A 12,054-nucleotide genomic window follows, 5' to 3' on the forward strand; every position below is an offset into this window, starting at 1 on the left:
AAGCAAGTAATTTGGATAGCGGAAGCGTCTTGAGATGGACGTGAAAACTATCCGGGTTGTGATTGTATCGATGTATCTCAAGATGATTCGAACTTCATTGTTCGGCTCGATTTTGGAATACGGCACAACGCGAGAACTCAACCTGTAGCGACTGTCGATGAGACAGACTCGTTATAGGGTCAAGCGAACAAGTGCATGTGGTGGATGCCTTGGCGATCACAGGCGATGAAGGACGCGGTAGCCTGCGAAAAGCTACGGGGAGCTGGCAAACGAGCTTTGATCCGTAGATGTCCGAATGGGGAAACCCACTCCTTTTGGAGTATCCATGGCTGAATACATAGGCCATGTGAAGCGAACGCGGTGAACTGAAACATCTAAGTAACCGCAGGAAAAGAAATCAACCGAGATTCCCAAAGTAGTGGCGAGCGAAATGGGATGAGCCTTGCACTCTTTATTTGTATTGTTAGCCGAACGCTCTGGAAAGTGCGGCCATAGCAGGTGATAGCCCTGTAGGCGAAAACAGTATGAAAGAACTAGGTGTGCGACAAGTAGGGCGGGACACGTGAAATCCTGTCTGAAGATGGGGGGACCATCCTCCAAGGCTAAATACTCGTGATCGACCGATAGTGAACCAGTACCGTGAGGGAAAGGCGAAAAGAACCCCGGGAGGGGAGTGAAATAGATCCTGAAACCGCATGCATACAAACAGTCGGAGCCTCGTAAGGGGTGACGGCGTACCTTTTGTATAATGGGTCAGCGACTTACGTTCAGTAGCAAGCTTAACCGTATAGGGCAGGCGTAGCGAAAGCGAGTCCGAATAGGGCGTTCAGTTGCTGGGCGTAGACCCGAAACCAAGTGATCTATCCATGGCCAGGATGAAGGTGCGGTAACACGTACTGGAGGTCCGAACCCACTAACGTTGAAAAGTTAGGGGATGAGCTGTGGATAGGGGTGAAAGGCTAAACAAACTTGGAAATAGCTGGTTCTCTCCGAAAACTATTTAGGTAGTGCCTCGTGTCTCACCTTCGGGGGTAGAGCACTGTCATGGTTGGGGGGTCTATTGCAGATTACCCCGCCATAGCAAACTCCGAATACCGAAGAGTGCAATCACGGGAGACAGACATCGGGTGCTAACGTCCGGTGTCAAGAGGGAAACAACCCAGACCGCCAGCTAAGGTCCCCAAATATAGCTAAGTGGGAAACGAAGTGGGAAGGCTAAAACAGTCAGGAGGTTGGCTTAGAAGCAGCCACCCTTTAAAGAAAGCGTAATAGCTCACTGATCGAGTCGTCCTGCGCGGAAGATGTAACGGGGCTAAGCTATATACCGAAGCTGCGGATGCGTGCTTTGCACGCATGGTAGGAGAGCGTTCCGTAAGCCTGCGAAGGTGCGTTGAAAAGCGTGCTGGAGGTATCGGAAGTGCGAATGCTGACATGAGTAGCGATAAAGGGGGTGAAAGGCCCCCTCGCCGTAAGCCCAAGGTTTCCTACGCAACGTTCATCGGCGTAGGGTGAGTCGGCCCCTAAGGCGAGGCAGAAATGCGTAGCTGATGGGAAGCAGGTCAATATTCCTGCACCATTGTTAGATGCGATGGGGGGACGGATCGCGGAAGGTTGTCCGGGTGTTGGAAGTCCCGGTCGCTGCATTGGAGAAGGCGCTTAGGCAAATCCGGGCGCAGGATTCAAGGGTGTGGCGCGAGCTCCTTAGGGAGCGAAGCAATTGGAAGTGGTTCCAAGAAAAGCCTCTAAGCTTCAGTCTAACGATGACCGTACCGCAAACCGACACAGGTGGGCGAGATGAGTATTCTAAGGCGCTTGAGAGAACTCGGGAGAAGGAACTCGGCAAATTGGTACCGTAACTTCGGGATAAGGTACGCCCTTGTAGCTTGATGCGCCTGCGCGCAGAGGGTGAAGGGGTTGCAATAAACTGGTGGCTGCGACTGTTTAATAAAAACACAGCACTCTGCAAACACGAAAGTGGACGTATAGGGTGTGACGCCTGCCCGGTGCCGGAAGATTAAATGATGGGGTGCAAGCTCTTGATTGAAGTCCCGGTAAACGGCGGCCGTAACTATAACGGTCCTAAGGTAGCGAAATTCCTTGTCGGGTAAGTTCCGACCTGCACGAATGGCGTAACGATGGCCACACTGTCTCCTCCCGAGACTCAGCGAAGTTGAAGTGTTTGTGATGATGCAATCTACCCGCGGCTAGACGGAAAGACCCCATGAACCTTTACTGTAGCTTTGCATTGGACTTTGAACCGATCTGTGTAGGATAGGTGGGAGGCTATGAAACCGGAACGCTAGTTTCGGTGGAGCCGTCCTTGAAATACCACCCTGGTTTGTTTGAGGTTCTAACCTTGGCCCGTGATCCGGGTCGGGGACAGTGCATGGTAGGCAGTTTGACTGGGGCGGTCTCCTCCCAAAGCGTAACGGAGGAGTACGAAGGTACGCTAGGTACGGTCGGAAATCGTGCTGATAGTGCAATGGCATAAGCGTGCTTAACTGCGAGACCGACAAGTCGAGCAGGTGCGAAAGCAGGTCATAGTGATCCGGTGGTTCTGTATGGAAGGGCCATCGCTCAACGGATAAAAGGTACTCTGGGGATAACAGGCTGATACCGCCCAAGAGTTCATATCGACGGCGGTGTTTGGCACCTCGATGTCGGCTCATCTCATCCTGGGGCTGTAGCCGGTCCCAAGGGTATGGCTGTTCGCCATTTAAAGAGGTACGTGAGCTGGGTTTAAAACGTCGTGAGACAGTTTGGTCCCTATCTGCCGTGGGCGTTGGATATTTGAAGGGGGCTGCTCCTAGTACGAGAGGACCGGAGTGGACGAACCTCTGGTGTACCGGTTGTCACGCCAGTGGCATCGCCGGGTAGCTATGTTCGGAAGAGATAACCGCTGAAAGCATCTAAGCGGGAAACTCGCCTTAAGATGAGATATCCCTGGGGACTAGATCCCCTTGAAGGGTCGTTCGAGACCAGGACGTTGATAGGTCAGGTGTGTAAGCGCAGTAATGCGTTCAGCTAACTGATACTAATTGCCCGTAAGGCTTGATCCTATAACAAGTCTGTTTCGACAGTCGTTAGCGCTTCAGCGCTTACGAATGTCGAACGTCGAGTGCGAGGCACTCGACGTACTGCGGTTGAAGTACCGCGTACGTGTGAGATACAGCTCACAACTCAAGATTACTGCTTCTTCCCAGATTGGTTCTGTTGGCCACGCCAGCAGAACAACCCCCTTTGCCTGATGACCATAGCGAGTCGGTCCCACCCCTTCCCATCCCGAACAGGACCGTGAAACGACTCTACGCCGATGATAGTGCGGATTCCCGTGTGAAAGTAGGTAATCGTCAGGCTCCCTAAGCCAGAAACCCCCGCCCAACCAGGCGGGGGTTTTTGCATTTCGGCGGCGGAAATACAGGCTGCGCAAAGCAACGAGCAGGTGGAGCTGGAGCGCTGACGGTGCAAATCAGGACAGTGCGGGACGGCGCAGCCCATCCGCGCAATCGGCAAAGACGCGCTCAGGCCAACCAGATCGGCCCACATGGTGGCGGCACGAGTTGCCATGACCATCTCGACTCGCCTACTCCCGCCGTGACGGCGACCATATCTTAGGCATGGAGTCGATGCCATCCTGGCGGCATGAGTTACCGGTTTCCCCAACGGTTGGAAGCCATGCGCAGCAGGGTGGCATTGGCAGCACGCAGATCGAACAGTTCGGCGTCGAAGCCGGGGCCGACCCAGGAGCTAATGTCAAATGTGGTGTACGACAGTCGAGCAGCATGATCAAGCGGCAAGCGGTTGAGCAGGAGCCGGTGTGCTCTCGGTCACCGGTGTTCCGTCCTTGAAGGGCACGCCGTTCAAGATCTGTTCGATTTTGTCGACACCGCGAATGCGGCGCCATGATTCCTCTGCTGCTTCGATGAGCTTGAAGGCCATGCCGAGGAAGGTCGCGCGCGACAGACAGTTTCGCGTGCGGGTCGTGCGGTGGCGGACCGTCGCGAAGGTCGACTCGATCGGATTCGTCGTGCGCACATGCTGCCAGTGCTCGGCCGGGAAGTCGTAAAACGCGAGCAGCTCGTCGCGATCCTTCGTGACCTTCTCGACAGCTTTCGGATATTTGGCCGTATAGGTCGCGACGAACTGATCGTAGGCGACGATCGCATCGGCGCGCGTCGCGGCGTTCCAGATCTCCGCGAGCGCGGCCTTGGCCTTGCCCTGCTGCGACTTCGGCAACGCGTTGAGCACGTTGCCGATCTTGTGAAACCAGCAGCGCTGGTGCCGCGTCTGCGGGAACACTTCCTCGAGTGCCGCCCACAAGCCCATCGCGCCGTCGCCGACGGCTAGCAGTGGGCCGGCTTGTAGACCGCGAGCCTTCAGATCGAGCAGTAGCTCGACCCACGAATCCTTCGACTCGCGGTAGCCGTCGGCGAGCGCGACGCGTTCCTTGCTGCCGTCTGGCTTCACGCCGATGATCACCAGCAGACATTGCCCGTCGGAATCCTCGCTGCGCGCCCCAGTATGAATGCCGTCGGCCCACCAGTAGACCCAGCGGGCCGCCGACAAGTCCCGATTGTTCCATTGCGCGAATTCGTCCGCCCAGATCGCTTTGAGACGAATGACGGTATTTGCCGACAGGCCTTTCGCCTGGTCGCCGAGCAATACGCTGAGCGCTTCGCTCATGTCGCCGGTCGAGACGCCGCGCAGATACAGCCACGGCAGCGCCGACGACACACGCGGCGACTTGCGCACGTAGGGCGGCACGATCTCCGAGTTGAACTTTACCCCCGAGCCCGAGCGATCGCGGACCTTCGGCACCTGGACCGTTACCGGTCCGATTGCCGTGACAACGTCTCGCTCAGGCAGATAGCCGTTGCGCACGATCGCCCGCCGGCCGTCCAGCGTCTTCACGTTCGAATATTGCTCGAGCAATGCCTTCAATTCCGCCTCGATCGCTTGCTGGATAATCTGCCGCGCGCCTTGCTGGATCAACTCGTCCAGGCCGACGGGCCCCTTGAATTCTGTTTCCGTTGCTTGACTGTCGTTCGCTTCCCGATTACGTTTCGCCATGGTGGTGGATTGGTTGCTGGGTTCGTTACCTTGGAAAGCAACATTCTCCTGCAATCGCCACCGCCTCCCGCCGATTCCGCTCCACACCGCCGTACACCACTTCCGACATTAGCTCCCGACCCAGTTTCGGTAATGTTCGGCTTCTTCGCTATCCGAATCATCGTATAGCGTGTTCAGGAGCGCTTCGTAGCCTGTCGGGCCACCCACGTCCTCCGGCGGGCATGCCCGAGCACCGTCGATGACCTGGGCCGCGCCCCAGGGTTCGCCCTCGACGGTTTCCATTTCCTCGACGACGATGACGTGAACCCAGCCGTCTCCGAAGTCGTAGCGGTAAAGGAAGCGAGAGCCGGGTTTCAGGATCTTCTGAAGTCGAGACTTACGATCGTCGGCCGTTGTGTTCGGGTCAGCGAAGTCCAGCACGTCATCGACCTCGAACATGGCGTAGGTCACGCCGTCGATCAGAAAGTCATGCAGGTGGGTGTCTTCCCAGCCGAAGGCCGCCTGCAGGATATGGTGCAGCTTGCGCAGCGACTCGGTTCCTTCGACCTCGATCCGGCGCCAGATGGGCGGCTCGATATGTTGAAGCTGCACGTGCAGAGTAAAGCGCTGGAACGATTTCACCATCTGATGTCCGGGGAACGGAAAGCCTGCGGCATTATCACCTTACGATGCCAGGGTGGTCATTTTCCAGGGTTGAAGTCCTTCGATCCGGTTAATCGGATGTTCTGCAATGCGCACAAGCCCGGTGCGCAGATACGCCTCTGCATCAATGCCGTTGAGCTTGGCCGTCCCGATCGGGCTGTAAATCGTGGTAGCACGCTCCCCACCTGAGTCCGCGCTGGTGAACAGGTAGTTTCGGCGCCCCAGGGCCACTCCGCGCAACGCGAGCTCGACCGCCAGGTGCCCGTCGCCCGTCGTCGTAGTAGCGCGAGCGCTTCCCACCGGTTCAACGCGTAGAGGATTGCCCGACTCGTGTCAGATTCGCGTGAGAGCGTCTCCAGTGCGGCGCTCATCCGTCAATGCGAAGTGCGTCTCGCTGGCGTCGATGGCGGGTGCGAGCCAATCCGGTGGCCAGGCGCCGCGTGTCGTTGCAAGGTACCGGATCGGCGGCATGTGAGGCCAAAGCCATGAAGGCAATTGCAACAGCGAACTGGGGCATGAAGAATCGTACGGGGAACGGAAGGATGATTCGAGACGGCTTGTGCCTTTCTGCGAAGTAGGGGCGGGCAGGGGGGGTGCCGTGTTCGCGTCGATAGTATCTTCGCGATACCGGCCGCGGAATCGCCAACGCTGCCGGCACGAAATTTGCGGAAATTTTGCATCTACCCGCTTGGCATTGTGCACGAGAGGTCGTATGATGGCGGTCTTTCGTTTTTAGCGCAGATGCAGATCAGCGCTAAAGGCGGAGTCTGACGAAGATGTGGCGCCGATCGGCAATATCTCGTGCTTGCCTTAGCCGGGCAAGGGCGGAGGATCGGTGGTAGCGCAAGTGTCGGGAAGAGGTTTGAAAATAATCTTCCTGATGTGCTTGACAAGAGTGCGATGCACCCCCATAATCGTCAGTTCTCTACGGAGGGGTGCCCGAGTGGCTAAAGGGGGCAGACTGTAAATCTGTTGGCTTACGCCTACGTTGGTTCGAATCCAACCTCCTCCACCAAGATATCAGCGTAGTTGAGCGGTAGGGAATCGTTAGTGGCCCGTGCGGGTGTAGCTCAATGGTAGAGCAGAAGCCTTCCAAGCTTACGACGAGGGTTCGATTCCCTTCACCCGCTCCAGACCGCGAAGTTGAAGCGTAAAGCGCCCATGTGGCTCAGTGGTAGAGCACTCCCTTGGTAAGGGAGAGGTCGGCAGTTCGATCCTGCCCATGGGCACCAGCAGTAAAAAGTCAGTGTCTTGTTTGCGCGCGGCGCAACCTGTGAAATTCCTTTTGGGAGTTGAAAATGGCCAAGGAAAAGTTTGAGCGGACCAAGCCGCACGTGAACGTTGGTACGATTGGTCACGTTGACCACGGCAAGACGACGCTGACGGCAGCGATCACGACGGTTCTGACGAAGAAGTTCGGCGGCGAAGCGAAGGCATACGACCAGATCGACGCGGCACCGGAAGAAAAGGCGCGCGGCATCACGATCAACACGGCACACGTCGAGTACGAAACGGCTAACCGCCACTACGCACACGTCGACTGCCCGGGCCACGCTGACTATGTGAAGAACATGATCACGGGCGCGGCACAGATGGATGGCGCGATCCTGGTTTGCTCGGCAGCAGACGGCCCGATGCCGCAAACGCGTGAGCACATCCTGCTGGCGCGTCAGGTTGGCGTTCCGTACATCATCGTGTTCCTGAACAAGTGCGACATGGTGGACGACGCTGAACTGCTCGAGCTGGTCGAGATGGAAGTTCGCGAACTCCTGTCGAAGTACGACTTCCCGGGCGACGACACGCCGATCGTGAAGGGTTCGGCGAAGCTGGCGCTGGAAGGCGACACGGGCGAGCTGGGCGAAGTGGCGATCATGAGCCTGGCCGACGCGCTGGACACGTACATCCCGACGCCGGAGCGTGCAGTTGACGGCGCGTTCCTGATGCCGGTGGAAGACGTGTTCTCGATCTCGGGCCGTGGTACGGTGGTGACGGGTCGTGTCGAGCGCGGCATCGTGAAGGTCGGCGAAGAAATCGAAATCGTCGGTATCAAGCCGACGGTGAAGACGACCTGCACGGGCGTTGAAATGTTCCGCAAGCTGCTGGACCAAGGTCAGGCAGGCGACAACGTTGGTATCCTGCTGCGCGGCACGAAGCGTGAAGACGTGGAGCGTGGCCAGGTTCTGGCGAAGCCGGGTTCGATCACGCCGCACACGCACTTCACGGCTGAAGTGTACGTGCTGAGCAAGGACGAAGGCGGCCGTCACACGCCGTTCTTCAACAACTACCGTCCGCAGTTCTACTTCCGTACGACGGACGTGACGGGCTCGATCGAGCTGCCGAAGGACAAGGAAATGGTGATGCCGGGCGACAACGTGTCGATCACGGTGAAGCTGATCGCTCCGATCGCGATGGAAGAAGGTCTGCGCTTCGCAATCCGCGAAGGCGGCCGTACCGTCGGCGCCGGCGTCGTCGCCAAGATCATCGAGTAAGCCAGTTATTCGTTGATCGACAGTTTTGGGGCTGGCAGTAGCCGGCCCCAGCATGGTTTAGGGGTATAGCTCAACTGGCAGAGCGTCGGTCTCCAAAACCGAAGGTTGGGGGTTCGATTCCCTCTGCCCCTGCCAAAAAATAGCCACGTGTCCTACGTGGCATTTGTTTTAAGGTGTTATGGCGAATCCATCCGTCGAAACTGTAAATACCTCCGGCGATAAGCTAGTGCTGGCCCTGGGCGTATTGCTGGTGTTGGCCGGATTCGTGGGCTTCTTCTGGCTGGCCAATCAGCAGTGGTATGTCCGCGGTGCCGCGTTGGCGGTAGGTATCATCGCTGGCGTGGCCGTCGGGCTGATGTCCGCACCTGGCAAGAGCCTCATCGCGTTTGCCAAGGATTCGTACAAGGAAGTCCGGAAGGTCGTTTGGCCCACCCGCAAGGAAGCAACGCAAACAACACTCGTCGTGTTCGGTTTCGTGCTCGTGATGGCGATTTTCCTCTGGTTGAGTGACAAATCGATCGAGTGGGTAATTTTCTCGGCGATTCTGGGTTGGAAATGATATGAGCGATACTCCGGCATCCCCGAGCGGAAAACGTTGGTACGTCGTGCACGCCTACTCCGGCATGGAGAAGAGCGTGCAACGTGCGCTTCAGGAGCGCATCGAACGTGCTGGCATGCAGGACAAATTCGGTCAGATCCTGGTTCCGACCGAAGAAGTGGTCGAAGTCAAAGGCGGCCACAAGGCTGTGACCGAGCGTCGTTTCTTCCCCGGCTACGTGCTGGTGGAAATGGAAATGACGGACGAAACGTGGCACCTCGTGAAGAACACTGCGAAGGTCACCGGCTTCGTCGGCGGTGCGCGTAACCGCCCGACCCCGATTTCCCCGAAGGAAGTCGAGAAGATCATGTCGCAGATGCAGGAAGGCGTCGAAAAGCCGCGCCCGAAGACCCTGTTCGAAGTTGGCGAGATGGTGCGTGTCAAGGAAGGCCCGTTCACGGACTTCAACGGCACCGTCGAAGAAGTCAACTACGAAAAATCGCGCGTGCGTGTGTCGGTCACCATCTTTGGCCGCTCAACCCCGGTTGAACTCGAGTTCGGCCAGGTCGAAAAAGTTTGATCCCGATTCGGTGGGCAGCCTCGGCTGCCCACCTTCGCGCTTACGGCCCGCGTTACGGCCGTTGAGGAGCGTCAGTAGCCAGCGGCGAAAGCGCGTTATCACTCACCGAACGCCGCCTGGCGTTCCAACGAGGTTTTCAAATGGCAAAGAAGATTGTCGGCTTTATCAAGCTGCAGATCCCTGCAGGTAAAGCCAACCCGTCGCCGCCGGTCGGTCCGGCACTGGGCCAGCGCGGCCTGAACATCATGGAGTTCTGCAAGGCGTTCAACGCGCAGACTCAAGGCATGGAGCCGGGTCTGCCGGTGCCGGTGGTCATCACGGCATTCGCTGACAAGAGCTTCACGTTCGTGATGAAGACGCCGCCGGCGACCGTCCTGATCAAGAAGGCGGCGAAGGTGGGCAAGGGCTCGAGCAAGCCGCATACCGACAAGGTCGGTTCGATCACGCGCGCTCAAGCCGAAGAAATCGCGAAGACCAAGATGCCGGACCTTACGGCAGCTGATCTGGACGCAGCCGTTCGCACCATCGCTGGTAGCGCACGCTCGATGGGCATCACTGTGGAGGGCGTGTAAATGGCTAAGATCTCCAAGCGCCGTCAGGCATTTGCCGCCAAGGTTGATCGCCAGAAGCTGTACGCGATCGAAGACGCACTGAGCCTCGTGAAGGAATGCGCGAGCGCGAAGTTCGACGAGTCGATCGACGTCGCAGTCCAGCTCGGCATCGATGCAAAGAAGTCGGACCAGGTTGTTCGTGGTTCGGTCGTTCTGCCGGCCGGTACGGGCAAGTCGGTTCGCGTTGCCGTGTTCGCGCAAGGCGAGAAGGCCGAGCAGGCTCGTGCAGCAGGCGCGGAAATCGTCGGTATGGAAGACCTGGCTGAGCAGATCAAGGCTGGCCAGATGGACTTCGACATCGTGATCGCTTCGCCGGACACGATGCGTATCGTCGGTACGCTCGGCCAGATCCTCGGCCCGCGCGGCCTGATGCCGAACCCGAAGGTCGGTACGGTCACGCCGGACGTCGCAACGGCCGTCAAGAACGCGAAGGCTGGTCAGGTGCAATTCCGTGTCGACAAGGCCGGTATCATCCACGCGACGATCGGCCGTGCATCGTTCGAGCCGACCGCACTGCGTTCGAACCTGTCGGCGCTGATCGAAGCGCTGCAGAAGGCAAAGCCGGCAACGAGCAAGGGCGTGTACCTGCGCAAGATCGCACTGTCGAGCACGATGGGCGTCGGCGTGCGTGTCGACCAGGCTACGCTGGCAGCACAGTAAGCAAGTATTCAGGCCGCTTCGCTTGCGAAGCGGCCTTCATGGGCTTTGGGCGGTTGTTCGTGCAGCAAGGCGGGCAACCGGTTATCAAAGACCGTTGGTGGGACGCAGCAGGCAGGCGATCCCTTAATTCAAGCCAACGCAGATGGCGAACCCGAAAAAGTTTTGCAGTGGTGAAGCCGCAGGCCGTGAAGCGATTCGCGGCGTGAGGTGGAAATACTCCTAACGAGGTCGGACGCCGTTGTTGAACGAGGTACGTGAGGTTTCGTGCCGAACGTATCGTTTCTGGAGGCTAACCGTGCCGCTTAATAGAGAAGACAAGCAAGCCGTCGTAGCTGAGGTTTCCGCGCAAGTCGCGAAGGCCCAGACCGTTGTGCTGGCTGAGTATCGTGGAATTGCGGTTGGCGATCTGACCAAGCTGCGCGCGCAAGCGCGTGAGCAACAGGTTTACCTGCGCGTGTTGAAGAACACGCTGGCGCGTCGCGCTGTCGAAGGTACGCCGTTTGCTCCGCTGGCAGAGCAGATGACTGGTCCGCTGATCTACGGCATCTCGGAAGATGCAATTGCTGCTGCTAAGGTCGTCAACGACTTCAGCAAGAGCAATGACAAGTTGGTCATCAAGGCTGGTTCGTTCGATGGCAAGGTGATGGACAAGGCTGGCGTGCAAGCGCTGGCAAGCATCCCGAGCCGCGAAGAACTGCTCTCGAAGCTGCTGTTCGTTATGCAATCGCCTGTTTCGGGCTTCGCGCGTGCTCTGGCCGCGCTGGCCGAGAAGAAGCAAGCGGAAGCTGCGTAATCGAACGTGCATCAGCGTCATTGATCGCTGGCTGTATCCGAATTCAATTTAGGAGTATTTCAAATGGCAATCGCAAAAGAAGACATCCTGGCAGCAGTCGAAGGGATGACCGTTCTGGAACTGAACGAACTGGTCAAGGCGTTCGAAGAGAAGTTTGGCGTGTCGGCAGCTGCAGTGGCAGTCGCTGGCCCGGCAGGCGGCGGCGCTGCTGCTGCTGCTGAAGAGAAGACCGAGTTCACGGTCGTTCTGGCTGAAGCAGGCGGCAACAAGGTTGCAGTCATCAAGGCAGTTCGCGAACTGACGGGCCTGGGCCTGAAGGAAGCGAAGGACCTGGTTGACGGCGCACCGAAGGCTGTCAAGGAAGGCGTCGACAAGGCTGCATCGGAAGAAGCCAAGAAGAAGCTGGAAGACGCAGGCGCGAAGGTCGAAATCAAGTAAGTTTCGACGCGCTGTGCGAAGGCTGGCGGTATTTTCACCGCCGGCCTTTTTGTGCTTTGTGGGGACGTTATTCTGGCACTCATTCGGGAGCCCGAATAATCGGCCCCAGAAGCCAAAGAAAACCGTCTAATCGTTGTCATTGGTCACGATTGGCGTTTCTCTTTGTCTTCTGAAGCGACTGCAGAAGGCAAGTTTGGTCGGGTAGCGGGCAACACAGGCATCCGCTGCCGTCA

The 12,054-nt window shown here is 57.8% G+C and carries 8 protein-coding genes, 4 tRNA genes, 2 rRNA genes and 3 pseudogenes; 13 read left to right on the forward strand and 4 right to left on the reverse strand.

The window, feature by feature from the left end:
* The first annotated feature begins 177 nt into the window (after nucleotides 1–177).
* Nucleotides 178–3,059: ribosomal RNA gene (locus FPJ27_RS20500) — 23S ribosomal RNA — on the forward strand.
* Nucleotides 3,060–3,243: 184 nt separating this feature from the next.
* Nucleotides 3,244–3,356, forward strand: a 5S ribosomal RNA gene (gene rrf, locus FPJ27_RS20505).
* Nucleotides 3,357–3,647: 291 nt separating this feature from the next.
* On the opposite strand, the pseudogene FPJ27_RS20510 reads toward rrf, so the two are convergent.
* The 4 genes and pseudogenes from FPJ27_RS20510 to FPJ27_RS20525 all read right to left on the reverse strand — a co-directional run.
* Nucleotides 3,648–3,746, reverse strand: a pseudogene (locus tag FPJ27_RS20510) (plasmid pRiA4b ORF-3 family protein); the annotation flags it as partial.
* Nucleotides 3,747–3,786: 40 nt separating this feature from the next.
* Nucleotides 3,787–5,070 carry an IS256 family transposase gene (locus FPJ27_RS20515; protein WP_204420906.1) on the reverse strand — a complete coding sequence of 428 codons (1,284 nt, stop codon included), beginning with the start codon at nucleotides 5,068–5,070 and terminating at the stop codon, nucleotides 3,787–3,789.
* Between the two features lie 114 nt (nucleotides 5,071–5,184).
* Nucleotides 5,185–5,694: pseudogene (locus tag FPJ27_RS20520) on the reverse strand (plasmid pRiA4b ORF-3 family protein); the annotation flags it as partial.
* 39 nt (nucleotides 5,695–5,733) lie between these two features.
* Nucleotides 5,734–6,077 (reverse strand): annotated as a pseudogene (locus tag FPJ27_RS20525) (transposase domain-containing protein); the annotation flags it as partial.
* Nucleotides 6,078–6,641: 564 nt separating this feature from the next.
* Between FPJ27_RS20525 and FPJ27_RS20530 the strand changes: the two are divergent.
* The 11 genes from FPJ27_RS20530 to rplL all read left to right on the forward strand — a co-directional run bounded on the left by FPJ27_RS20530 (nucleotide 6,642) and on the right by rplL (nucleotide 11,821).
* A tRNA-Tyr gene (locus FPJ27_RS20530) sits at nucleotides 6,642–6,727 on the forward strand.
* Nucleotides 6,728–6,771: 44 nt separating this feature from the next.
* A tRNA-Gly gene (locus FPJ27_RS20535) sits at nucleotides 6,772–6,845 on the forward strand.
* Between the two features lie 24 nt (nucleotides 6,846–6,869).
* Nucleotides 6,870–6,944 (forward strand) — tRNA-Thr (locus FPJ27_RS20540).
* 66 nt (nucleotides 6,945–7,010) lie between these two features.
* Entirely contained in the window at nucleotides 7,011–8,201 is a 1,191-nt protein-coding gene (tuf, locus tag FPJ27_RS20545) for an elongation factor Tu (RefSeq protein ID WP_006482910.1), read from the forward strand.
* Nucleotides 8,202–8,260: 59 nt separating this feature from the next.
* A tRNA-Trp gene (locus FPJ27_RS20550) sits at nucleotides 8,261–8,336 on the forward strand.
* A gap of 43 nt (nucleotides 8,337–8,379) precedes the next feature.
* Nucleotides 8,380–8,760 (forward strand): preprotein translocase subunit SecE, encoded by a 381-nt coding sequence (secE, locus tag FPJ27_RS20555; protein WP_034183753.1) that lies wholly within the window; start codon nucleotides 8,380–8,382, stop codon nucleotides 8,758–8,760.
* A gap of 1 nt (nucleotide 8,761) precedes the next feature.
* The gene (nusG, locus tag FPJ27_RS20560; RefSeq protein ID WP_006400672.1) at nucleotides 8,762–9,319 is read left to right on the forward strand and encodes a transcription termination/antitermination protein NusG; all 558 of its coding nucleotides are present in this window, start codon (nucleotides 8,762–8,764) and stop codon (nucleotides 9,317–9,319) included.
* 140 nt (nucleotides 9,320–9,459) lie between these two features.
* Nucleotides 9,460–9,891: a 50S ribosomal protein L11 gene (gene rplK / locus FPJ27_RS20565; RefSeq protein ID WP_204425452.1), complete on the forward strand. Its 432-nt coding sequence runs from the start codon at nucleotides 9,460–9,462 to the stop codon at nucleotides 9,889–9,891.
* Nucleotides 9,892–10,590, forward strand: a complete 699-nt coding sequence (gene rplA, locus FPJ27_RS20570) for a 50S ribosomal protein L1 (protein ID WP_006482906.1) — start codon at nucleotides 9,892–9,894, stop codon at nucleotides 10,588–10,590. It abuts the gene before it with no gap.
* Nucleotides 10,591–10,885: 295 nt separating this feature from the next.
* On the forward strand, nucleotides 10,886–11,383 hold the full coding sequence (rplJ, locus tag FPJ27_RS20575; protein ID WP_027788582.1) for a 50S ribosomal protein L10: 498 nt from the start codon (nucleotides 10,886–10,888) through the stop codon (nucleotides 11,381–11,383).
* 63 nt (nucleotides 11,384–11,446) lie between these two features.
* A complete protein-coding gene (rplL, locus tag FPJ27_RS20580) occupies nucleotides 11,447–11,821 on the forward strand; it encodes a 50S ribosomal protein L7/L12 (RefSeq protein WP_034183755.1) in 375 nt (124 codons plus the stop codon).
* Nucleotides 11,822–12,054 lie beyond the last annotated feature (233 nt).

Origin of the sequence: Burkholderia sp. MS455, from assembly GCF_016899445.1 — a bacterium.
GTDB classification, from domain to species: Bacteria; Pseudomonadota; Gammaproteobacteria; order Burkholderiales; family Burkholderiaceae; genus Burkholderia; species Burkholderia pyrrocinia_C.

Excerpts from the sequence above, each read along its gene's own strand:
- FPJ27_RS20515 (WP_204420906.1), bottom strand. The coding sequence starts at position 5,070 with ATGGCGAAACGTAATCGGGAAGCGAACGACAGTCAAGCAACGGAAACA.
- tuf (WP_006482910.1), top strand. The coding sequence starts at position 7,011 with ATGGCCAAGGAAAAGTTTGAGCGGACCAAGCCGCACGTGAACGTTGGT.
- secE (WP_034183753.1), top strand. The coding sequence starts at position 8,380 with ATGGCGAATCCATCCGTCGAAACTGTAAATACCTCCGGCGATAAGCTA.
- nusG (WP_006400672.1), top strand. The coding sequence starts at position 8,762 with ATGAGCGATACTCCGGCATCCCCGAGCGGAAAACGTTGGTACGTCGTG.
- rplK (WP_204425452.1), top strand. The coding sequence starts at position 9,460 with ATGGCAAAGAAGATTGTCGGCTTTATCAAGCTGCAGATCCCTGCAGGT.
- rplA (WP_006482906.1), top strand. The coding sequence starts at position 9,892 with ATGGCTAAGATCTCCAAGCGCCGTCAGGCATTTGCCGCCAAGGTTGAT.
- rplL (WP_034183755.1), top strand. The coding sequence starts at position 11,447 with ATGGCAATCGCAAAAGAAGACATCCTGGCAGCAGTCGAAGGGATGACC.